We start from the raw sequence: 21,902 nt of genomic DNA on the forward strand, positions 1-21,902 counted from the left end.
TCTTGCGTTAAGGGCGAACGGATCGGGAACTCTATGCTGCTCGACGGATTGGGTTAGGCAGTCTGAGCGATCGGAAGCCTTCTGGCATTTGATGCTCTGCGTCCCAGGTGTAGATGCCGGTCAGGTTGATGTGCTCCCAACTCAACGGCGAGACGTGCTTAAGCAGATGATCCGGAATCTCGCGACGTGCACTGCGCAAGTGGGTGACGGCCCGCTCTATGTAAACCGTATTCCAATGCACGATCGCGCTGACAACGAGATTGAGGCCGGATGCGCGGAACGCCTGGCTTTCGAATGACCGATCGCGGATCTCGCCTCGCTCATGGAAGAACACGGCGCGCTTGAGTTTGTGTGCCGCCTCGCCCTTGTTGAGGCCAGCTTGACAGCGACGGCGCAGTGCCGGGCTTGAGTACCATTCAATCATGAAGAGGGAACGCTCGATGCGGCCGAGTTCCCGCAGCGCCCTTGCGAGTTGACTCTCCTTTGGCGATGCCGAGAGCTTCTTCAGTATCGTCGACGGCACGACAGATCGCGTGGTGATCGACGCCGCCAGGTGAAGAAGATCGTCCCAGTGGTCGACTATCAGGGTGGAGTTGATCGGAGCACCGATATGATTGGCGAGCGCGGGATATGCATCCCCTTTCTCGAACGTGTGGAACTTCCGGTCTTTGAGATTGCGCAGCCGAGGTGCGAAGCGTTTGCCGATTAGGGCGAACAGCCCGAAAACGTGATCGCTTGCGCCACCGGTGTCGGTAAAATGTTCTTGGATATCGAGAACCGTGTCCTGGTCGAACAGTCCATCGAGCACGTAGGCGGCTTCGCTCTCAGTCGGGCTGATGGGAAGTATGCTGAAATAGCCGTATTGATCGGACAGGTGGCTGTAGAACTTGGAACCGGGCTCACTGCCGTAGTGCAAGTTGATGTCGCCGCGCTTTGCGGCTCTGTCGCTTGCGCGGAAGAATTGGCCATCCGACGACGAGGTCGTTCCGTCGCCCCAGAGCCGAGAATGCGGGTGCCGGGCATGCGCGTCTGTCACGCCCACTTGCGCCGCGCGATAGGTCTCTGACCGGGCATGGAATGTACGCATCCAGCCGATCTGGTGAGCGCTGATGCCCTTGGACGCGCTCGCCATTCGCTTCGGCCCAAGGTTGGTCGCATCCGCTAGGACTCCCGCCAGCATGGCCGAGACATTCCTAGGACTGTCGCCCGTTCGAACATGCGTGAAGCAGTCCGCAAATCCGGTCCACTCGTGCACCTCTCGCAGGAGATCCGGTACTTCGACCAACGGATAGAGCTCGCTGATCTCGGCGTTCAATTCTTCGGCCGCCGCCGGCACCTCACCGGCATTCGGCGTGACGATCAACGTTCCCCCTTCAAGACGAACACCTTCAAGCTTTCCGGAACGCGTTCTGTGCGCCAGCCGCTTCAGGTTGAAGTCGAGCATCTGCCGCGCTTCCGTTAGCCACACGGCGGCATCACCTTGCACGCCCAGTCCGAGACGATCCTGCTCCTTCATTGTGATGAACGTTGATCGTGGCATCAAATGCTCGTCGATCGGCCGGAAGGATCGGCTGCCGTCGACCCAGATGTCAGCGGATCGAAGCCTGTCTCGCAATGCCGCCAACGTCGCAATCTCATATAGGCGGCGATCGGGCTTATCCTGCCCGAATATCAGTTTCCGATCTGTCTGGCTGAGGTGAGTGACTGGGACGGTCTCCGGCAATGTCCGACGCTTCTCCGAATAGAGCCGCTTCAGCACCCCGACCGCTGCAAGAAGCGGGTCGTAGCGGCGCGCCGAGCGGAACGTGAATGCCTGCAGGAAGACGCCAGCGTACTTGTTGACGGTCGGATATTGTTCGGCCGCCACGGTCAAGGGTGATGCCTCGCTGACCTCGACCAAGGACTCGAGCTCCGGCTTCATCCGAAGCAGTCGATGCCAGCCAACTTTCTGGTCGAGAACCTCCAGGTGCATTCCGGCCATAATCGTTCGCCGATTGCAGCGCTGTGATGGTGTCGAGGAACATCCGTAGCGCCTTGGTGGCGTCCGGCCGACGGTCCATGTGCCGCTGCTTCTTGCGGCTGTTGGCTTGCGAGAACAGCCTCCCCATCAACTTGATAAACATCGTCACGGCATCATCGGTAAGCTTCTGGCCGAGTTTGATGACTTGAGCCACGATCAAAGCGTGACGGCGACTGGCGTTGAAGTCGTTGGCCAGCCATGCTGGCGTGGCATTGCCTTCGCGGACCATCTGATCCCAACGTCCCGAAGAAACGCGGATCCGTAGTGCGGGGTCGATCTCCAGCGTCCGCAGAAACGTGATGCGCTCGGTCAGTCCGACCAGGTTCGACCCGCCAGGCGCTTCTGGCGCTGATCTCAACCAATGAAACCGCGTTTGACCGATCGTCGGGTCAACCTCCAACAGCCCGTCCAATGATGCAAGCCGATCAGCTGGTATCGCTTCGATCAGCGCCCTCTCTGCCCGTCGCCGGGAAATGGCCCGCGCCGCGATCCCCATCCGCTCAATGATGTTGGCTGCCGGGAGTAGCGAATTTCGATTGCGGAGCTCCGCTACAATGGCGCCAGCTATCGAAGCACCCGTGTCTGTTGTTGAGGCCATTTCGATTGCCGACAGCAATGCGGCACGCCGATCTTCGGCTGTTGCGTTTCGCTTCTGCAGATAACCCAGGAGGTGAGCAATGTGATTGCTGCGGGTTTCCTCACGACGGGCATACAACCTGAATGCGGTCGAGCTTGCACCTATTTGCCCGGCAACATAGTCGAGCATCGCTTTCGGTGGAACTTCGTTAGGCAACAGTGGCCGGCAGGGGTAGCGCATCAGGCAAAGTTGGATCGCAAAGCCGAGCTGATTGTGTTCACGGCGCCGTAGCTGGATTTCCAGCAAATCGGCCGGCGAAAGAGAATAGTGGCGGATCAGACTGTCTTCATCGACTGGAATGTCGAATAGCGTCTTTCGCTCGTGTTCTTTGAGAAGCGCTCGTCGGGCCACTTTCCACTCCACTCCAGAACGGTCGTGGCAAAGCCTCTGTCCAAAGCGGCCTAACGGTACAGGAGGCAAATGGCGTATCCACAGCGAACATCCGGGCGTTCACTCTCCGTTCGACCTTCGCGCAAGATTCTGAGCAGCTCTTGTTCTGACCCCGACATTGGTCGGCAAAGCTGGCGCGCATATCTGCGAGATAGCCGCCTGCTGCGCGCAACCGACAGCGTTGTAGCGCTCGTTCCAGAAGTTATAGCCGACCAAAGCACCGATGCGGTAGCGCGGCGTGTTCCAGAAATAGTATCCCAGATCAGTGGTGAAATAGGTGATGTCGCCGCCGCGCTGATCACTCGACGTATTCGAATAAGGTTCGACTGTTGGCGGGAAATCCTCGTCGACGAGAGAGCCCTCGCTGAATCCGCCCGCACCGAGGAGGCCCTTGATGAAAATGCCGGTCGGATTGTGGGTTGCGTTGAAGAAGACTTCGCTCGAATGCACATCGAGATGGTCGTAAGTGAGCCGAGAGATCAGCAGTGTGCGACTATCGTCGTAAAGGTCCTTCCATGCTTCGCCCGGTACTGTACCAGTTGCGTAGCCCAGCCTCGAACGAAAAAACTGGGTCCGCTGCCCCGGCTACAATTGCCGGATCGGCGATCACCGGAACATCGGCAGCGGTAGCGCTCTCCGTCAGCCCACAAAGCGCCAAATATGTCAAAAACAGTCGCTGCATCAGATAATTCTCCTTTGTGTCCCCGGGTGTCGATCTCGGGTTCTGTCGCAAATGTTCGGTCAGAAGGTCACGGCTTTGAGCGCTCTTCGGTTTCTGAGAAGCTCATGATGTAAAGGCCGGCAGTTGGACTGATCGGGAATCCGGCTGTGCACGTACGCCTATCAGCATGCCCTCCACACAGTTCTGTCTCACCTCCACTGTCTCTACCGGCGGAGACGACCTTTGATGGCACTTGCGCAAGAAACTCGTCGTCACGAACGCACCCATGCGAGACAATCAGTGATCCGCCATTGCGTCCGCCCGGTGACTGCAGAATCGTAGCAAAACGCATGCCGAGCTGGCGCGCTGTCTACTGCACCGTTTTCTCCATACCGGCGGCCTCGCCCATACGCTTTTTGGTCGGTCTTCCGACATTCTTGCCGAGCTTCCGACGCAAAAAAGGCCTAAGCGCCCGGTCGGGCGTCAGCTGGTTGGGGTTGCGCAGCCCGATCGGGGGCGATCCAGTAGATCTCCCTCGGGGTTAGCTTTGAGAGCTGCGTGGCCCTCTTCGAGCTAAAAGCCGGCTTCCGTCGTCGGTTGAGCCTTCCGGTTGATTGGTACTCGTCCAACACTGCGAGGACATCCGCAATACGATGCCTATCGCTGTCTAACTCGTCGACGGATCGGACCGCGGCACCCACGAGGTTGAAACTAAGCGACGGCGATATACATTCGCCGCTGCTGTTCTATGCCCCACTGCCCCAAAATTCTGACGTGCCCCTCACCTGAAGCTGTTTAGCTGGATCCGGTTTGCGCCCGCCACAAGCGGGCGTAAGCGCCTTCAGCTGTCAGCAGATCAGCATGCCTCCCCTCCGCAACAACCCGCCCCTTTTCCAAGACCACTATTTTGTCGGCGCAACGGATGGTGCTGAGTCGATGAGAGATGATGACGATGGTCTTGCCGCCCCGACGCAGATCCTCAACCACTCGCAGGACAAACGCCTCGGCGACCGAGTCGAGAGAGGAGGTTGCTTCGTCGAGGATCAGGATCTCCGGATCCCGGTACAGAGCCCGAGCCAACGAAAGGCGCTGCTTCTCGCCCCCGGAGAGGCGTACGCCGTTTTCGCCTAGATAGGCCTGGAAGCCACCGGGCCAGCGCTCGATCACCTCCCGCAGCCCTGTTTGATCGCAGATTTGGAGGATCTTTTCGATGTCCGGCTCGAACTCGCCAAGGGCGATGTTGTCGATCACCGAGCCTGAGAACACGTCGATCGATTGCGGCACTGCAGCGACAACCTTGCGCAGGGATACGGTCGACAGATCCTCGAGGGCATAACGGCCGATCCGGATGTGTCCACCCTCAAGCGGGTAGACATTCTGCAGCAGCCCCGCAAGGGTGCTCTTGCCCGAGCCGCTCTCCCCCACCACCGCTGTCATTTCCCCCCGGCGGAAGGTGACGCTAAGATCCTGGAAAAGCTTGAGCTGGCTACCATAGCGGAACGTGACCTTCTCCAGGTGGATGTCGCCAATGTCGGATTTGTCGGCATCGATGCCGCCACTGCTTTCCGGCTCCAGGTCGAAGATCTCGAACAGGCGATCCGCTGCGACAAAAGCATCCTGAACGATCCGGTTGGTCTGGATCAGACTGGCAATCGGCCGGGTGATATAGCCCAGCAAGGTATAGCAGGAGAGTAATTCGCCAGGCGTGACGGTTTGATCGAGGGCAAGTGTCGTTCCGAACCACATCAGCACGATGGTGAATAAAGTTGCGAGGAATGTCGAGGTGCTGTCTCCGAAGATCGAGATGAGGCCGGAGCTGTAGACGGAGTGCAGCATCTTGATGAAGCGGGTCTCCACCTTGAAGTTGGCGAAGCTCTCCATGCCGGAGATCTTGATTGTGGAGACAGCTCCGAGTGATTCCACCAGTTGTGTCTCTAATTCGGCAGCGTTCTCCATTACGGCGCGCTGACGATTCCTATTCAGCCGGTTGATGATCCAATAGACCGAGAGGTACAAAGGGATGGAGACCGCCACGACCAAGGCGATCTTCCACGAGTAGATGAACATCAGCCCTAACGAGAACAGTACCGTTAGCACGTCAACGAACATGTTGATCGAGACGTCGTTCAGGAGGCTCCTGATCTTCACCGCGTCATTCATGCGGGAAATGATTTCGCCCATGCGCATGCTGTCGAAGAACTTCTGAGGCAGGCTTAGGATGTGATTGTAATAGCCGAGGATCAGGTGGACGTCGATCTTCTGCCCCGTTTGCAGGACGAGCCGGTTTCTGAGGAGATTGATTAACACCTGTACAACCAAGATCAGCAGCATGGCGACGCTCATCAGGTTGAGCAGATTGCGGTTGCCCGCTGTAATCACATGGTCGACGATCTTCTGAACGTAAATGGCCGTCGAGAGGCCAAGGATCGTCGTCACCAGCGCCCCCGCGAGAGCCTGCGCCATCGCCGCCTTGTGTGGCGCAAGCAGACGCGCGAAACGACCTAGGGGTGAGGTGGTCTCGTCGCGGCGCTTGAAGGTGTCTGCGGGAACCAGGAGCACCAGGGCGCCAGTCCATTGCTTTTTGAAATCCTCGTGCGCCAGCTTGCGGATTTCACCATAGGCTGGGTCCATGACGATGACCCACCTGGCGTTGATCGCCTGGACTACGACGAAATGATGCATGATCTCGCTGACGACTACGTGCGCGATGGCGGGCTTGGGGATCTTGTATAGGCTGTCGAAGCCACCCTTCACCCCCTTGGCAATAAAGCCCAGCTTCCGGGCCGCTTCCATGAGCCCCATCACCGTCGTGCCGGAGCGTCCGGTCGAGGCATACTGCCGGATCCGCGGCAATGGCAGCTTGTACCCATAGAAGGCCGCGACAGAAGCAAGGCAGGTCGCCCCGCAATCCGTGATGTCGCGCTGCTTGAACTTGATGACTTTGCTCGACATGGTGGCTCGCTGGCTGTTTGGAAATGGAGAATCAGTGGCTCGCCAGGAGCGGGTTGAGCCAATCGTCGACCTCGTTGTGCAGGAGTTCCAGGACAGTGCGGTCGCCCAGGAGGAAGCGGGCCCGTACGGTCATGCCTTTCTTCAGGTTACCGATGACCCCGTGCTTGAGGGCGAGATGGCGGCGAGAGAGCGCGCAGCGGACCTTGAAGGCCGGGGTCCCGTGGTGCAGGGTGAAGTCGTGCGCCACGTCGAGCACCGTCGCGTCAATGACACCCCATTGATTGTAGTTGAAGGCATCCACTTGGAGACGCACCGACTGGCCGGGGCGCACAAAGCCGATGTCGTTGGGGGAAACGAAGATTTCCGCCACCAGTTCACCATCCGGCGAAACCCAAGCGACGGTTTGCCCGGCCTGGACGTAGCTGCTGGAAGTGAGGCCCGAGAATTGCTCGAGAGCGCCTGATACGGGGGCTCGAATGAGAGTCAGGTCCCGTTCGCTCTCAAGCTGATGCAAGGCGGCCGTGAGTTCCTCGAGGCGCAGGTTAACGTCGAACAGCTGCTGGTTCCATTCGGCGAATTTGCGCCGGGCGAGGATTTCGCCCTGGATCTCAACGTTGTGAAGTGCGAAGGTTTTTTCCTCAACGGCCTTTGCCGGTGCTACGGCAGCGGAGAGCAGTCGCTTAGCACGCTCAAGTTCCGCAGCCGCATTACCGCGGGCATATTGGTTCTCCCGCACAAGGTTGAGGAAATGGGCGCGCTCGGCCGTGGCGAACTCGGTCAAGAGGCGGATCGGGTCCTTGGCTTGCGTGCCGGAGGAGATCAGGGTTTCGAGGTCACTGGCAAAATCGCTCTTTGCGCGAATATCGCCTGTAAGCGCCCTGAGCTTTTCCTCAACAACCCCATCATCGAGGGCGAGGATCTCTTGCCCCTGAGCAACCAGATCGTTTTCAGCGGCAAGGATGCGGGAGATGCGTCCGGAGACGGGCGCGACCAAGGGCGTCTTCTCGACGGTGGGTCGAATGATACCGGCACTTTGGACGGACACCGATATGGTGATAAATGGCAGCGATAACAATGCCGCAACCACAGAGAGCACAACTACCTTGTATATGGCCAAAGATCGCCCTGATCGGCGAGAGAGGATGCTCTCTGCGGTGTAGCAGGCCATTTCAGAAGAAAGGGGAACTGCTGATCTATGTTCAGTATGAGGCATATTTGGGTTGGCACTTATGTTCTATCCGTATATCTCTGACGTACTATCGCTTCCCCTACACTCGCAGCTACAAAGGCTATTAGCGTAACAGCTGCCCAAATTACTTGCCAGAGGCCTCCTGAAATTGCAGAGGCCTCTTCAGGAGTCAATTCGGTCACATCATAAGACGACAGGTTTGACTTCATTGCCTTGCTTTCCTAAATCATCAAAGATGAGGGTGTATCAGTGGATTATTTCATCGAGGATTTTTGCGCCTATACTAACAAGTGCAAGGCCTAACGTCCCCAAAATCCCGAAAGCTATCCAAAACATCCCTCCCGCAATTGTCGATGCTTCTTCGGGAGCCAATTCGGTCACACCATAAGCTGACATTTCCGCCTTCATTGTTCTCTCCTTTCTTAGAGCTCAAAATAAGAGGATGGGCACGGTCAGCGGCGTGTGCCGCCGCACAACGAGAACATCAAGAGTCGTGCCAACTGCACAGGAAACCGCAAAACAGCGCTCATGCATTTTTGAATTCAACGGCTTAGTTCGGAGCGCGGCGGCACACCGGGGCGACAACACAGTGTCACGAACTCGACAAAACCGACAACAGCCTATAGGTGACCAAAGATCGTTCTGGCCGTCTGGAAAGGATGCACTCTCCAGTGTAGATGGATACGTCAGGGGAAGTAAGATATTGTTCCCTGGCCCAGCTAGTGATCAGTAATAGGCCTATGACCTTTTCCTCGTTGGTTCTAGAATGCCAGCGATTAAAACTGCGGCACTAAAAGCTCCAAACAATAACCAGAGAAGCTACCCGCCAGAAGTTGAGGATGCCTCTTGTCGCTTGGCAGTTAATCGTAAGAATGCGATCGTTTCAGTTAGGGTTGGCAGTTAATTGCAAGAAAGGGGGGTGGCTCAGATTCTCAATTTAACGGCAATCGCATCGGCGTGAAGGTCATGAATCCTTTGAATTTCATGCGCCGTCTTAGGTAAATTCGATGCCGTTAAGTCGCCGACACTGCTTCTCACTTTAATGCCAATGGCTGGGTTTGATTATCAAATAAAGTGCACGTTCTGAAATTAAGTGCAAAGATAACTAACTGAAATCGTGGACAAGCGATTCTCGTAATTAACTGCCAAGCGACAAACCCCTTTTTGCCCGTCTATCTCAATTGCCGTCAGCACATCAGTTTCACCGGATACGTCAAACACCGATAGGCGGCAATCGACAAATCGCACGAAACCATACAAATCCAGCGCACGTGTGAATAGAGTTTGGACGCCCGAGTTGAATAGAAGTTCCTCCTGCAACAACACGTCGATGTCACGTTCGTAAAGGCGCGGGAGAATTTCGGACGCGGGCTGCGGGTTCATCTACAAAATCCCATTCAGAATTTCAGCCGGCCCAATCGCTTTCCCGCGGTAATCATCTGACCATCATCGCTCATGACAAGATAAGTGTTGAGGCGGTCGGACACCTTAGCATAGCTCCGCCCGAGCTCGGCCGTGGCGCGAGATCGAGCCTTGCCGTCCATGAAATATACGTCGGCACCAAAGCGCCGCTTGCGGCGCCCATAGGCGAGGATTGCGTCGATGACTTCCGGCCTGATCCCCCGCTGCTGGCAGCGGGTTTCTGCATGGCGCGTATACATTGATCTCTCCTCCCTCCTTGGTCCCCTGGGGAAGGAGAGGGGGGTGCCATTTCCTGTCATGCCGCTCGCTCTTTCGAAGTAACTGGGGGGCCTGAATCCATCTGACTCCCGCTGTATTCCCGCAGGGCGCAAAGCATGCTTACGAGCCGCATCTCGTGAACGTTGTTGCAAGGGACATCCAGGAGCCGTGGATTCGCAAAAACCAAGGCAAGCACCTGCGCCCGCGACACTGCGACGTTGATCCGATTGAGGCTGAAGAGGAAATCGACCCCGCGCGGGATTTCATCCGCCGACGAAGTGGTCATGGATACCATGCAGACAGGAGCTTCCTGCCCTTGGAACTTGTCGACGGTTCCGATCCGGGAACCAGGAGGAAGCGATCTTCTCAGGGCGTTCACATGCGCGTTGTAAGGCGCAACGATCAGGATGTCTTGAGGCGTCAGGCTTCTTTCTTTGCCATCACGATCGCGGAACCTGACTCCGATGAGGCGATCCATTTCGCGGCGGATAGCATCGATTTCCTCGACAGCGACCTGTCTGTTACGAGTGTGCTGAACTTCCACAAAGTGAACACCTGAGGATCGATTGGCATCTGAGATGATCGCTTGTCTGGCGGCACCTTCATCTGAGGCGAGCCGGCTCTCATAAATGATCTCGGAGATGAACCGGCACACGCCGGTATGCATGCGGCGTGATATTGGCAAGAAAATGCCCATGTCGGCCGGAACAGTGGTATGCCCGGCGAGCAGATACTCGAGCTACGACAGCCCACTTTCTCCAGGATGCGCACCCTGAATCGGCTGAGGCAACTGCATAGGATCGCCAACCAGCACGATGTTTTTGGCGCAGGTGCCCATCGCAACGATGTTCGCCACCGAAACCTGGCCAGCCTCGTCGACAAACAGATAGTCGAAAGCCTGTTGGAATTCTGGCCTCGAGAGCAGCCAAGCCGTCCCGCCCACCACTGAGGCCGTGATCAACTGACTGTCCATTTTTGGACGTGACGTAGATGGAGCCATACGGATCGTCGAAGCCACTCCCCCCTTCTTTGCTATGGCGACCGATGTGCCGGCTTCGTTGGCTCTATTGACCACTGCACACAGCAGATTGTCGATGGCTTTGTGGCCGTTGGAGGCGACTGCAATCCGCTTCCCTCGCTTGACCAAATCCAGGATAGCGCATGAACTGACGTAAGTCTTTCCAGTGCCTGGTGGTCCTTGGACGGCCACTGTACTGCGATCGAGGTCACCGACTGCGGTGATGACTTCCGGAACGACATCTGAAGACGGATCGATGATGTTCGGCTGTCTAACATGGCTCAGAAAGCGAGGTCTGCAGCGCTGCAAGAAATCCAGGATTGCCGGGACTGCCGATCATCCCGAACGATTGAGGCCACCGCGCTTCGAATGGCGCCTTCGAAAGTCCGGGTATCCAGCGGTCCTGCAGGAACCAGGCACGTCGATTCGGGTGCATCATCGTAGCGGTTCTTTGAAAACTGCACGACCGCGCGATTGCTATCGATCTCGATCAGCTTCGCGGAAGACGGCAGGCCGTCCACCTCAATATGGCAATCTCCCACATCGATCTTCGTCTCCTGTGCGGGAAACTCATAGGTGCGCTGCCAGTAGCTGCCGGCAACGGAGGTTGCCGAAACAGCTTCCAGCCCGCCGAGGCAGTCGAGATCATCCACCAGTTCATCCGCCTCTCTCCCTATCTTGTCAAAGATCGACCACCAGGCCGGCTTCTTTCTCGCGGGTGGAAGTAGCTCAGATCAAACAGCAAATCGGCCAGCCGATCCCCTAGTTGCGCACGAACTGGCTGCAGCCTTTCTCGCAATTCGTCCGCGGCTGCTTGCTCGGCAGCAACTCTCCCGAGATTACAGCCGGCGCCTTCGTCCGCCCCTCCTCGATCCCGCCATTCCATGTTCGGGGGACGCACCTCGGCTATTAACCAGTCGCGGAGCAGCTGCGTGGAGATGCAGTCAACCCGGTTGTAGCCTCAACGGCGGGCGGCATGGCAACCGCAGGAACATCTCGACCGGGACCAATTGCGATGAACCCGCATCCACCCGATCACACAGGTCCTTGCGCCATCGAAAGAGCTGGCTGACGTGAATGCCCGCCGATCGCGCCACTTTCGACACTGACACGCCAGGCTCAAGCGAGGCCGCGACCAGGCGCTCCTTCTCCTCACGCGACCACCGCCGGCGTCTCTCCACCGACGTGATCACCTCCACCCGCGGCATCGTCATAGGGCTACTCCTTGGATTATCCCTAGGACTTCCGACGTTCGCCCTTAGCCCGCAAGGCGGCCGTCACCGGAGGGATACGAAGAAGATTACCACAGTCGGGCTCGATCTGGCCAAATCCGGTTTTCAGGTTCATGGCATAGCCGAAGAGGGAGACGTGATCGTACGTCGCGCACTGCGTCGATCGCAGGTGCTGGACTTCTTTCGCACACTGCAGCCTTGCCTCGTAGGGATGCAAGCCTGTGGCAGCGCGCATTATTGGGCTCGGGAATTCAGGCTCTGGGGCATACGGTTCGGATGACGCCACCCGCATACGTGAAGGCCTACGTGAAGCGCAACAAAACTGACGCCGCAGACGCCGAAGCTATTTGCGAGGCAGTCACCCGGCCGACCATGCGCTACGTGCCGGCAAAAACGCAGGACGAGCAGGCTGCCGGAATGGTGCTCAAAACACGAGATTTGCTCATCCGTCAGCGCACTCAAGCAATCAATGCCCTGAGAACTCACCTCACCGCCGCGTGAGGCTCGGTCGTTCCCCGAATTCTATTGCCAGACGACAATTTTGCTACGGAACCCTTTGACGAGAACGGTCACCAGAGCCTATAGGCTTTTAAGCCGCCCTGCCTGATCCAGTACCGACTGTTCGGATTGTTCACGTCATTGCGCTCGATGGCGGTGTGAGCAAACATGCCTGCGTCGATGTCACGCTTTGCGGCTCTATGTTTGATGACGTCCTGCGTGCCCGGATCGGTCACGTCATTGCGCTGGATGGCGGTAGGGGCAACCATTCCTGCGTCGACGTCGCGCTTAGCGGCAAGCTCTTTAATCTGGTTCTGCTTGTGCGGATTGGTCAAGCTATTGCGCTCGATAACAGTATGAGCAACCATGCCTGCGTCGATGTCGCGCTTAGCGGCAAGCTCTTTGATCTGGTTCTGCTTGTGCGGATTGGTCACGCTATTGCGCTCGATGGCGGTATGAGCAACCATGCCTGCGCCGATGTCGCGCTCCGCAGCTCGCAATTTGATATAGTCCTGCAAGTCCAGATCGTCCACGTTGTTTCGCTCGATGACGGTACGAGCAACCATGTCGGGATTAGCCTTAAGGTCGCGCTCCGCAATCAACTGTTTGATCTTGTTCCGCAGCCCCGGATTGTCGACGTCATTGCGCTCGATGGCGGTACGAGCAACCATGCCTGCGTTGATGTCGCGATTAGCGGCCAGCTGTTTGATCTGGTTCTGCGTGCCCGGGTCGGTCACGCCATTGCGCTCGATGGCGGTACGGGCAACCATGTCGGGATTGGCCCTGATGTCGCGCTTCGCGGCTTGCCCTTTGATGATGTCCTGCGTGTACGGATTGGTCAGGCCATGATAGGTGATGATGTCATTTGCTGTTCTAGTCGCAGCTCGATTACCCGCGTCGGTCTTGGCATTTGCGAAACGAGCGGGTAGTGTTTCCCGCTCAAGCTTTGTGAATTCAGACTGAATTGCCGGATCGCTCTCAATAACTGCTCGGAACCCTAGATTGGTGCTGAGCAACGCGTTGATTTCATAAAAAGCTGCGGCCCGGTCGGCATAATCGGCTACCCGCGTGAATGCCTCTGTCAGCTTGATGATGTCCTGGGTGACCGGATTGGTCAGGCCATGAAAGATGATGATGTCATCTGCAGTTCTAGTCGCAGCTGGATTACCCGCCTCGATCCTGGCATTTTCGGCACGAGCGACTCGTGTTTCCTGCTCAAGCGCTCTGAATTCAGACCGAATTGTCGGATCGCTCTCAATAACTGCTCGGAACGTCCGATTGGTGCTGCGCACTGCATTGATGTCATAGAAACCTGCGACCGGGTCGTCATGATTGGCAACCCGCCTGAATACCTCTGTCAGCATGGCATTTGGCAGATTGTCGATCATCGAAGTCTCCTTATGTGGCTCGATCAGCGGTCATCTGTTTAAAGAATTTAATGCACTAGCCGATAGAATAAACATCTGGTGGCCTGTCGCAAAACTATGTTCATTCGGCATTATCATATCTCGACTTGTGACTGCCCCACAGCACAATGAATACTCGTACAGAAGCTTGCATTCTTGCAGTTCTGGTTGACTTAGTGACCCACTGCTGCGCTGCGCAGGCAGCCCACGTCGAAAAGGATTTCGCCGACCGACTTGGCACGCAGTGAAACATCGTGTTCTCACTGCCAATGTTGTTCAATAGAGTTTCGAGCGCAAATACAAAAGTGATATGCGTCCATACTTTCTGAATATGCGCACTGAACGTGAGTGCATATTCGCCCTCCGCATCTCAGATGATCCAATCCCATCATGCAGGCCGATGTATATCATCCAAATAATATTGGTCGTTCTGTTCCATTTTGGTATTGGGTCAGCGGCGCGGACGGTGCGGTCATATGTCCGGCCTGTTTTCTGGCCTTTCAGCCATGGCCACGATGAGATCCGCGGAGCAAATCGCCTAATCAGCTTCTCGCGCTGTAACGCGCTTGCGATTTTGCGGTCTGATTTGCTTCGGGATGTCGTCCCGTTGGGTCATCACAAGCGTCGCTCCAGCGACAAGCAGCGTTCGCAGTTGCTGGTTTCCGCGCTTTGAGATCGAACCTATCCGTTCTTTTCCTCCGCGCGCGTGGAGTCAACCCAATCCAGGCAGCGAAATCTCGACCGGTTCGGAAGCCAGCGGGATCCGGTACAACTGCTCGAACGGTCGCGGCAATGATCGGCCCCACGCCGGGAATCGCCGTCAGGCGTCGAGCGCTGTCGTCTTTTCTCACCGCTTCAAGGATTATTCGATCGAGCCTTTCAATGCGTGCCCACGGTCTCGATTTGCTCGACGAGCTCTTCCAAAGCCATTCGTGCTGCACCCGGCAATCTCAGGTCACTGTCGTCGCGCACTATGGCGGCAAGACTGACGATTCCGACCAGACCGGTCGCCCTGACAATGCCCAGTTCGGCAATGATTTCGAATTGCTCGGCGATGGGCGGATTTGGATTGGAGGCGTACTCGCCTGTCGTTTCGCATCATGTGGATCGATCTCGCCCAGCGTGGCGATAGCGCTTGATTAGAAACCGAGTACAGGCCGCACACGACACTTGACGCGCCGGTGATACTCCTCGCTGCGGTTGTTGAGATACTGGCTCTTCGGATGCGGATCGGCTTGATCTGCCGCCGCGACCGATCCCGCAGCGGCTTTCCGCGTCACAGGAAAGGATCGCCTCGGATTTGTATGGCTACTGTCGATGACGATGCGCTCGGGACGGCGGTGACGCTGCAATGCCTTGCACTGGAAGCGTTTAGCCGGCCGATGACGATGCTCGCTAAGCCAGAACTCGATGGTGTCGCCGACGCTGTCGATGGCCGCGATAGAGATACATACAGCGACCGCGAACTTTGCTATAGGTTTCCTCGATATGCCCATCTCGCCGACGGCACGCTTGCGCCGATAAAGCGTACAGCAGCAAGGGCGAGAAGTGAAGGACCTAGCGGTGGAGCGTCGAATGATCGATACTGATGCCGCGCTCGGCCATCATTTTCTTCAAAATCTCGAAGGCTCAAGCCATAGGCCAGATACCAGCGAACGCAAAGCAGAATGTCGAAATGGCGGCCCTTGAACATCTGAACTCTCCGGCGAAACACCAGAGGCCATGCCATGCGCCTGGTAACCGAAGACTTTGTAACACACCCGGCAATTACGGTCCGGCAGCGGAAACAACGAAACAACGCAACTGTGATCATCCGTGAGCGCGATACCCAGAATTCTGGCCCTGGGTTGGGCGACCGTTTCGATTTCGTTCGCACGCCCGCCCATAGCGATAGCGTCGCGAACAGCAGATGAACCACACAAATTGAGGAAGCGCTAAATTAAGTGCCAAATGACACACGGTCCGCACCGCTCGTCGGCGGCAGGACCCAATTTCTATCCATTGCGCGCTTCCTCGCGGCGTCCAACTCGGCTGTGCTGTTCAGCGCGGGGTCCAACTCGTCGGCGGTTGGGTACCGGGGCATTTGCGCCTCGTTGATCCAGCCGAAGCTGAGATATCGGAAGTGGTCCGCCGGCATCGTGACTCGGCTTTTGTCCAATTCCCGAACGAAGTCCGCCGACCAATCATGGATCGTATATGCTTCAATTTTATCCATCATTGGCCGCCAGCGTTGGATGCGCTCTTCGCGCGACATGTTGGCCGCTCTTGAAATCGCGGTCGCGATCTCATCGGGGCGGTTCGGATCCACCAGCAGCGCTTCGTTGTGATTGAAGTCTTCGGCCGCACCCGCAAACTTCGACAGCACCAAAACGCCGGGATTTTCCGGATCTTGCGCAGCGACATATTCTTTCGCTACCAGATTCATGCCGTCACGCAGGGGCGTTACCACGCAAATATGCGCGGCGCGATAGAGACCTGCCAACTGAGCCTGGCTGAAAGCATCATTCTCGTAGAGGATCGGCCGCCACTCGTCCGTGCCATGCTCGTCATTGACGCGTTTGACCAGGCTCTCAACGTTGTGCTTATAACTTTTATACGCTTCAATTTCCGTGCGGGAGGGGTTGGCGATCTGCAGGAGCACGATGCTGCGCGGCTTGGTTGCCAAGACCTGATCGAAGGCTTCGACCCGGGCTTCGATACCCTTCGTGTAGTCGAGCCGGTCGACCCCGATTGCAAGCTTCGCGCCGTTGAGTTTCTTCTGCAAGGACGAGATATAGGGGTCCTGTTTCGTAAGTGACTCGGAAGCATGCTGTGCGAACTGCTTCGGATCGATACCGATCGGAAATTTTTGACATCGCGTTCGGCCGCGCTCTGAGGTCACAACGCCATCCTTGCTTTCCAGCCCCAGATGGGAACGCAGATACGCAAGGAAATTATCCAAGTCCCAGTTGGTCTGAAACCCGAGTAGATCGTACCCGAGCATCGATTTCACGAGTTCGCGATGATTAGGCACCCGCTCCATAATGTCAGGCGTCGGCCATGGCGTATGTAGGAAGAAGCCGATCGGCCAGTCGATGCCGAGCTTATGCACATCAACGCCGAGCAGGAGGAAATGATAATCATGAACCCAGACCGCGTCCGAATCCCTCAAGTCGAATAGCGCGCGCGCGTCGAATAGCGCGCGCGCCATGAAGGCGTTGATCTCGCGATAGCTTTCAAAATGCTCTTCCGAGCCCTGGATCCGGTCGGGCTGCGAGTGCAACGCCGGCCACAGCGTCGAGTTCGCAAAACCCTGGTAGTAACCAGGATAGTGCGCGGCCGGCAGATCGAGCTTCGCCACATGGCCTTCGCCATGCTGCGCGAGGTCCAAGGAGCGCTCATTGTTATCGCCTAAGTTGCCCGAGGACCCCATCCAGACGGCGCCGGAACGTTCCACGAGGGGCTCGAGAGCCGCGGCTAGCCCGCCCGTCTTGGGTTGATCGGGGTCAAAAGTCGAAACGCGGTTCGAAATGACGACAAGCTTTGGTCGCTGGGTTGCCTCACCGATATGGTTCTCTTGCTGGGCAGAGCCAGGGCTATGGAAAGGATCTGCATGGGATTCTCGCGCACAATGCTGTGCTGCCTCGCGCAGATGCTGGTCAAAGGCTGCGTGTTGCGTGGCTGAGGCTGCCGCGTGAACAGTGTTATTTATTCTAAGCATCTTCCATGTCCGTCGTAAGCGCCTTGCCGATCTCTTGTGCGTCTTGGCTCTTGACCCCGCCCGCCCTGCATAGTTCAGCGCAATCCGCGCCGGTCTGAAAGGGCCTCAACAAAAGTACTGCTTGCAAGCGCCAGGCGAGAGAAGTTGGGAAGCGTCAAGATCCTCCGATCTATCCGGATGTTTAGTTGATTTTCTGGGAAACTCCCTTCAGGGCATCGTAAAGTAATTTGATGATATCCGATTCTAAACTTACACGCAGGTTCCATTGCTGTGCGAGGGATTGAAGTCGAATAAGATCGGCCGGGTTGTCCGCATCCATGGATGCCATGAAACTGTTCAGACTTCGTTCTGCTTCAGCAGTTTCATTACCGAGGGCAAAATTGATGCTTTTAACGGAAAGGTTATTGGCAGAAATAGGCGACATGATTATCTCCAAGATAGTGGTATCTCTTTATCGTGATACATCATCCATATTGCATTGATCACTTCTGTAGCTGCGCCTATCGCATCAGTTATGGCAGCCAAAACTTCGAATTCCTGCCTCGAAACGCCAGCATCCATTTCACGTTTGACCGATTGCCGGCAGGTGTCGAATTCCCTTTCCAGGGCGGATTTCTTCGCACCGTCAAAATCCCTTAGCAGCTGTCTCTGTAACTCAAACATGGCTATGACTTCGCTCACCCTCTTTCCTCCTCCACCATCCAACTCGGCCTGCTCTTATAAGGAACATGCATCTCATCTCCGCCGATGCGCACTGAAATTCCGCCTCGGTCTATAGCAACGATCTGGCCCAAGCTCTCGAGATTGTCGCCGATCTTCAGGCGCGTTCCATTCTCAACGACGATGAACGGCGTTCGGCCTAGGTGTACACCTCTAAGCGCCGGCAATATGACCGGCGTGAACTGCGTCTCGAGCCGGATGTAGGGTGCGAACTTCTCCCGAAAGCGAGAAGCGACCTTCTGCCACTCTTCAAAAGCAAGCGGAGTCAGAGCCCCCGAAACGAGCACACCGTCTGCCTTCGTCAAGATGTCGATGGAGCGCCGCAGTTGGGCCGTCATCGCGGTCTCTAAAAAAACGCGAGCGCCGTCGAGTGTCACGATCGCGTTTTCAACTTCCGTTAGCCCCGGGATGTCCTGCCGCAGCCGATGAAGCGCTGCTTCGACCTTCGCATCGCTTGGTCCATATCCTGTTATCGCTATCTCCCCGGCGCCGATTAAGCGGACGCTACCCTCGATCCCGAAGCCGCCTATGACTGTCGATACGAGATCGACGAGCTGCGAATCCGATGGAGTGGTCGGTGGTTTGGATATCACTTCCGCCTCAAGGCCGGCGTTGTTCAGGGCGACGTCTAGTTCAGCATCGTCTACAGGTCGGAAATTTCCTTCGATGACCAGCTTGTCATCAACCCGGGCAATCTCGACGTTTTGAGCGACATTTAATTCGCGAATGATTTGTCGCACGATCCTCATAGGGTCAGTGGCTGGAGACACTTGTGAGGCGGACGGGGAAACTCGCCATATGGCGGCCCAAAACACGGCGACGGGCATGATCAGGAGAGTGCAAGCTAGTGCCCCGAGCCGTAGTCGACCGGGCGTCGAGCCTACCATGACATGTATCAGTCGGCCGATCATGGCCGCCGCCGGTTCGGGAGGGGCTAGCGGCCCGGAAGTGTCCGACTCCCGGTCTATGGAGTCCGCCTCGGGGAAGCTGCTCCCGGCCGGCCCGATCCCGAAGATCGTCCGCCCCACCTTTACCGGTGTTAGCGGATCGAGCACCGTCAAGCTACCTACCGGGAGGTCTTTGGTCCCGATGCGAACCCCCGGTGCGAGGGCAATGATATGGATGTGTCCCGCCTCGACGGTAATGCGAAGATGTGTGGCAGCCAGTTCCGGATCAGCGAAGGTGAGGTCGTCGGTATCGCTGGCACCGATCAGCCACATTCCTTCTTCGAGCGGGGTCTCTGCACCCCGGTTGGGACCGGACAGCACGCGCAGGCTCAGCTTGGCATCATCGCTCGCCAGACCAACATATTCCATGTAGGCACCTCTCACGACAGCGATATCCTTGCCAGTGGCTGTACGGAGATATCCGGGGTAAGTTCCTGATAGGAGAGCACGGGTAGCCCGTAGAAATCGACTTCGATGATCTTGCGCAAGTATCGGCGGACGTCGATAGAGGTGAGTAGCACAGGCTTGTGCGTTTGCTGGCCGACATTGCCGATCGTATCGCGCACCTTATTGATGATTTGCCGCGTGATGCCAGGGTCGAGGGCGAGATAACTGCCGGCGGAAGTCTGCCGAATGGCATTACGCAGCGTGTCTTCCACTTCCGGCGTAAGAATGTAGGCAGGCAACAGGGTCCTGCCGACAGAATGCCGGAAACAGATTTGCCTTTTCAATGCACAGCGCACATGCTCAGTGAGTAGAACTGTGTCTTTCTCCTTGGGTCCCCATTCGACCAGCGCGGTGAGGATAGCGCGCATGTTGCGCAGCGAGACCTCCTCGGAAACCAATCGCTTCAAGATCTCAGAAATCGTCTGCAGAGGAACGGTCCGCAACACCTCTTTTACGAGTTCGGGAAAAGATCCTTCCACTTGATTCAGCAGATTTTTTGTTTCCTGGATTCCAATAAACTCAGCTGCTTGCCGGCGCAGGACATGACCAATGTGGTAGCTGAGGATCTGAACCGGTTCAAAAAATGGGATATTGGCGGCTTGCAACGACTCGCGATAAGTGATGCCCACCCAGGTGGTCTCGATCTGAGGCAGGAATGGCTTGTCGAGAATACACGGAATGCCCACAAGCTCGAGGTTCTCGGGGATATCACGAGCCAGAAGGTGCTGCGCCCGTAATGATCCTTCCCCACATGGAACTTCATTTACCATGATTGTGTACGCGCCATCCGTATTGCTGTCGCTGACACGCAGATTAATGCCTGGAAAGGGAACGCCGAGATCGAGAAGGAGCGCCTGCCGCACAGCATCCAACTCCTTGTTCAGCCAGTCTGGCCGGACGATGCTCTGAAAGTCTCGACCAATGTCGAGCATCAGAGGAACCGTGAGCGTGAGGGCATGGCCGACTTCGCCGCTCCTTTCAGCCGGCCCGTCCGAAGCCCTCACGGGCGCCATGACGCCCGAGACGGAGTAAGGACTCGACTGGACTGAAAGCGGCCGCCTGCGCTGCAACAACCAGCCACCGCCTCCAGCGAATGCTGCCAAGATCACGAAAATCGCCGAAGGAAAGCCAGGCACCAAAGAGAACAGAATTAGGATGAAGGATCCTGCGATCAGGGCACGTGGCTGGGCTGTGACTTCGTCTCCAATCTCACTGCCGAGATCTGAGCCCTTAGCCTTATCGCTTATCCTCGTGACGATGAAGCCTGCCGTGATTGAGGTGAAGAGAGCCGGGATCTGACCGACGAGCCCGTCGCCGATGGTCAGGATGGTGTAAATCTCGAGCGCTTTGTACAAGTCCATGCCCTTTTGGAGGGCACCAATCGCAATGCCGCCTGTGATGTTGACGAAAATGCTGATCAAGCCTGCGATTGCGTCACCTTTGATGAACTTCATCGCGCCGTCCATCGCGGCATACAATTGGCTCTCGCGCTCGATGGCCATGCGGCGCCGATGGGCTTCCTGAATATCGATGCCGCCGGCACGCAGGTCGCCGTCAATACTGATTTGCTTGCCCGGCATCGCATCCAGCGAGAAGCGTGCGGCGACTTCAGCCACGCGCTCGGACCCCTTCGTGATGACCACGAACTGCACGATTGTGATAATCAAGAAAGTAACCGCGCCCACAACGAGATTCCCAGCTACCACGAAATCGCCGAAAGTTTTTATGATCTGGCCGGCGTCTGCGTGCAGTAAGATCATGCGTGTCGCGGCGATGCCGAGGGACAACCGAAAGAGCGTCATCAGCAAAAGCACAGACGGAAAGGAGACGAACGCGAGGGGTGACTTAATATAGACTGCCACCATCAGCAGGAGCGCGGAAATCCCAAGATTGATGGCCTGCAGAACATCCATAAGGACCGCCGGCAGCGGAAGGATCATCATAAAGATGATCGCAACCAATAGACCCGCCAAAATAATGTCGCTCCGGCCGGTCGCGATTGCCAGGACCTTGTTGAGAAAATTCACGCTGTACTTCCCCGCGATGCACCCGGCACGGCCGCCTGTGTCAGCAGTATTGTGACCATTCGCTGACAGGCTCTCGCCTCGGAACTGAGACCGAGTTTCCAATAAGCCTTGACCCGCACCTGCAATATCCGGAATCGCTCCTCATCATTCAGCGCGTGCAGAAGAAGCCGACCAGCCTCGGCAGCGGCCTCTTCGCAGTCGCCCGCTCGCAGCAATGCCAGGCAGCGTGCATGTCGTGCCCAACCCCATGCGGAGTCGAGATGCTCGAGGGCGAGCAGGAGCTTGGCTGCATCGTGAAGAAAGCCAAACTTAAGATAGAGATAGGCTAGCACCGATAGCGCATCGCGCTTGTCGGGACTGATAAACGGTTTCGTCATC

19 protein-coding genes and 3 pseudogenes are annotated in these 21,902 nt (G+C 56.8%); 2 read left to right on the top strand and 20 right to left on the bottom strand.

The window, feature by feature from the left end:
* Nucleotides 1–31 precede the first annotated feature (31 nt).
* The 11 genes and pseudogenes from AC0L24_RS28850 to tnpA all read right to left on the bottom strand — a co-directional run bounded on the left by AC0L24_RS28850 (nt 32) and on the right by tnpA (nt 11,761).
* Nucleotides 32–3,008 (bottom strand): annotated as a pseudogene (locus AC0L24_RS28850) (Tn3 family transposase).
* Nucleotides 3,009–3,107: 99 nt separating this feature from the next.
* Nucleotides 3,108–3,497: a hypothetical protein gene (locus AC0L24_RS28855; protein ID WP_473564525.1), complete on the bottom strand. Its 390-nt coding sequence runs from the start codon at nt 3,495–3,497 to the stop codon at nt 3,108–3,110.
* Nucleotides 3,498–4,503: 1,006 nt separating this feature from the next.
* The gene (locus tag AC0L24_RS28860; protein WP_473564527.1) at nt 4,504–6,660 is read right to left on the bottom strand and encodes a peptidase domain-containing ABC transporter; all 2,157 of its coding nucleotides are present in this window, start codon (nt 6,658–6,660) and stop codon (nt 4,504–4,506) included.
* Between the two features lie 31 nt (nt 6,661–6,691).
* Nucleotides 6,692–7,777, bottom strand: coding sequence for an HlyD family secretion protein (locus tag AC0L24_RS28865; protein ID WP_473564528.1), 1,086 nt, complete (start codon nt 7,775–7,777; stop codon nt 6,692–6,694).
* A gap of 318 nt (nt 7,778–8,095) precedes the next feature.
* Entirely contained in the window at nt 8,096–8,257 is a 162-nt protein-coding gene (locus AC0L24_RS28870) for a hypothetical protein (RefSeq protein ID WP_473564529.1), read from the bottom strand.
* A gap of 681 nt (nt 8,258–8,938) precedes the next feature.
* Nucleotides 8,939–9,232: a hypothetical protein gene (locus AC0L24_RS28875; protein ID WP_473564530.1), complete on the bottom strand. Its 294-nt coding sequence runs from the start codon at nt 9,230–9,232 to the stop codon at nt 8,939–8,941.
* A 14-nt stretch (nt 9,233–9,246) separates the two neighbouring features.
* Nucleotides 9,247–9,510 carry a hypothetical protein gene (locus tag AC0L24_RS28880; RefSeq protein WP_473564531.1) on the bottom strand — a complete coding sequence of 88 codons (264 nt, stop codon included), beginning with the start codon at nt 9,508–9,510 and terminating at the stop codon, nt 9,247–9,249.
* A 56-nt stretch (nt 9,511–9,566) separates the two neighbouring features.
* Entirely contained in the window at nt 9,567–10,226 is a 660-nt protein-coding gene (locus AC0L24_RS28885; protein ID WP_473564532.1) for an AAA domain-containing protein, read from the bottom strand.
* 42 nt (nt 10,227–10,268) lie between these two features.
* Nucleotides 10,269–10,856, bottom strand: coding sequence for an AAA domain-containing protein (locus AC0L24_RS28890; protein ID WP_473564533.1), 588 nt, complete (start codon nt 10,854–10,856; stop codon nt 10,269–10,271).
* Nucleotides 10,829–11,200, bottom strand: a complete 372-nt coding sequence (locus tag AC0L24_RS28895) for a hypothetical protein (protein ID WP_473564534.1) — start codon at nt 11,198–11,200, stop codon at nt 10,829–10,831. Before AC0L24_RS28895 ends, AC0L24_RS28890 begins: the two co-directional genes overlap by 28 nt.
* Before the next feature lie 291 nt (nt 11,201–11,491).
* Complete coding sequence (gene tnpA / locus AC0L24_RS28900; protein ID WP_473564535.1) at nt 11,492–11,761, bottom strand: IS66-like element accessory protein TnpA; 270 nt, start codon at nt 11,759–11,761, stop codon at nt 11,492–11,494.
* A gap of 85 nt (nt 11,762–11,846) precedes the next feature.
* Between tnpA and AC0L24_RS28905 the strand changes: the two are divergent.
* Nucleotides 11,847–12,268: pseudogene (locus tag AC0L24_RS28905) on the top strand (IS110 family RNA-guided transposase); the annotation flags it as partial.
* 80 nt (nt 12,269–12,348) lie between these two features.
* Here AC0L24_RS28905 and AC0L24_RS28910 read toward each other — a convergent pair.
* Nucleotides 12,349–13,665 carry a hypothetical protein gene (locus AC0L24_RS28910; protein WP_473564536.1) on the bottom strand — a complete coding sequence of 439 codons (1,317 nt, stop codon included), beginning with the start codon at nt 13,663–13,665 and terminating at the stop codon, nt 12,349–12,351.
* Nucleotides 13,666–14,221: 556 nt separating this feature from the next.
* A pseudogene (locus AC0L24_RS28915) lies at nt 14,222–14,534 on the bottom strand (transposase).
* On the opposite strand from AC0L24_RS28915, the gene AC0L24_RS28920 reads away from it, so the two are divergent.
* Nucleotides 14,476–14,826 (top strand): hypothetical protein, encoded by a 351-nt coding sequence (locus AC0L24_RS28920; RefSeq protein WP_473564583.1) that lies wholly within the window; start codon nt 14,476–14,478, stop codon nt 14,824–14,826. The pseudogene AC0L24_RS28915 and the gene AC0L24_RS28920 sit on opposite strands and share 59 nt — an antisense overlap.
* Here the strand turns inward: AC0L24_RS28920 and AC0L24_RS28925 are convergent.
* From AC0L24_RS28925 to AC0L24_RS28955, 7 genes are all read right to left on the bottom strand, one after another.
* Nucleotides 14,823–15,179 carry a DDE-type integrase/transposase/recombinase gene (locus AC0L24_RS28925; RefSeq protein ID WP_473564537.1) on the bottom strand — a complete coding sequence of 119 codons (357 nt, stop codon included), beginning with the start codon at nt 15,177–15,179 and terminating at the stop codon, nt 14,823–14,825. The two genes, AC0L24_RS28920 and AC0L24_RS28925, sit on opposite strands and share 4 nt — an antisense overlap.
* A 443-nt stretch (nt 15,180–15,622) precedes the next feature.
* Entirely contained in the window at nt 15,623–17,383 is a 1,761-nt protein-coding gene (locus AC0L24_RS28930; RefSeq protein ID WP_473564538.1) for an alpha,alpha-trehalose-phosphate synthase (UDP-forming), read from the bottom strand.
* Nucleotides 17,384–17,564: 181 nt separating this feature from the next.
* Nucleotides 17,565–17,807: an EscF/YscF/HrpA family type III secretion system needle major subunit gene (locus AC0L24_RS28935; protein ID WP_473564539.1), complete on the bottom strand. Its 243-nt coding sequence runs from the start codon at nt 17,805–17,807 to the stop codon at nt 17,565–17,567.
* Between the two features lie 2 nt (nt 17,808–17,809).
* Nucleotides 17,810–18,064 (bottom strand): EscE/YscE/SsaE family type III secretion system needle protein co-chaperone, encoded by a 255-nt coding sequence (locus tag AC0L24_RS28940; RefSeq protein ID WP_473564540.1) that lies wholly within the window; start codon nt 18,062–18,064, stop codon nt 17,810–17,812.
* A complete protein-coding gene (sctD, locus tag AC0L24_RS28945) occupies nt 18,061–19,419 on the bottom strand; it encodes a type III secretion system inner membrane ring subunit SctD (protein WP_473564541.1) in 1,359 nt (452 codons plus the stop codon). The genes AC0L24_RS28940 and sctD overlap by 4 nt, the downstream gene beginning before the upstream one ends.
* Nucleotides 19,420–19,430: 11 nt before the next feature.
* Nucleotides 19,431–21,524 carry a type III secretion system export apparatus subunit SctV gene (gene sctV, locus AC0L24_RS28950; RefSeq protein ID WP_473564542.1) on the bottom strand — a complete coding sequence of 698 codons (2,094 nt, stop codon included), beginning with the start codon at nt 21,522–21,524 and terminating at the stop codon, nt 19,431–19,433.
* Complete coding sequence (locus AC0L24_RS28955) at nt 21,521–21,901, bottom strand: hypothetical protein (RefSeq protein ID WP_473564543.1); 381 nt, start codon at nt 21,899–21,901, stop codon at nt 21,521–21,523. The genes sctV and AC0L24_RS28955 overlap by 4 nt, the downstream gene beginning before the upstream one ends.
* Between the last annotated feature and the right edge of the window lies 1 nt (nt 21,902).

This window comes from Mesorhizobium sp. WSM4809, from assembly GCF_055811655.1.

Excerpts from the sequence above, each read along its gene's own strand:
- AC0L24_RS28860 (WP_473564527.1), bottom strand. The coding sequence starts at position 6,660 with ATGTCGAGCAAAGTCATCAAGTTCAAGCAGCGCGACATCACGGATTGC.
- AC0L24_RS28870 (WP_473564529.1), bottom strand. The coding sequence starts at position 8,257 with ATGAAGGCGGAAATGTCAGCTTATGGTGTGACCGAATTGGCTCCCGAA.
- AC0L24_RS28875 (WP_473564530.1), bottom strand. The coding sequence starts at position 9,232 with ATGAACCCGCAGCCCGCGTCCGAAATTCTCCCGCGCCTTTACGAACGT.
- AC0L24_RS28880 (WP_473564531.1), bottom strand. The coding sequence starts at position 9,510 with ATGTATACGCGCCATGCAGAAACCCGCTGCCAGCAGCGGGGGATCAGG.
- AC0L24_RS28885 (WP_473564532.1), bottom strand. The coding sequence starts at position 10,226 with ATGGGCATTTTCTTGCCAATATCACGCCGCATGCATACCGGCGTGTGC.
- tnpA (WP_473564535.1), bottom strand. The coding sequence starts at position 11,761 with ATGACGATGCCGCGGGTGGAGGTGATCACGTCGGTGGAGAGACGCCGG.
- AC0L24_RS28910 (WP_473564536.1), bottom strand. The coding sequence starts at position 13,665 with ATGATCGACAATCTGCCAAATGCCATGCTGACAGAGGTATTCAGGCGG.
- AC0L24_RS28920 (WP_473564583.1), top strand. The coding sequence starts at position 14,476 with ATGATCGGCCCCACGCCGGGAATCGCCGTCAGGCGTCGAGCGCTGTCG.
- AC0L24_RS28925 (WP_473564537.1), bottom strand. The coding sequence starts at position 15,179 with ATGGGCATATCGAGGAAACCTATAGCAAAGTTCGCGGTCGCTGTATGT.
- AC0L24_RS28930 (WP_473564538.1), bottom strand. The coding sequence starts at position 17,383 with ATGCTTAGAATAAATAACACTGTTCACGCGGCAGCCTCAGCCACGCAA.
- AC0L24_RS28935 (WP_473564539.1), bottom strand. The coding sequence starts at position 17,807 with ATGTCGCCTATTTCTGCCAATAACCTTTCCGTTAAAAGCATCAATTTT.
- sctD (WP_473564541.1), bottom strand. The coding sequence starts at position 19,419 with ATGGAATATGTTGGTCTGGCGAGCGATGATGCCAAGCTGAGCCTGCGC.
- AC0L24_RS28955 (WP_473564543.1), bottom strand. The coding sequence starts at position 21,901 with ATGACGAAACCGTTTATCAGTCCCGACAAGCGCGATGCGCTATCGGTG.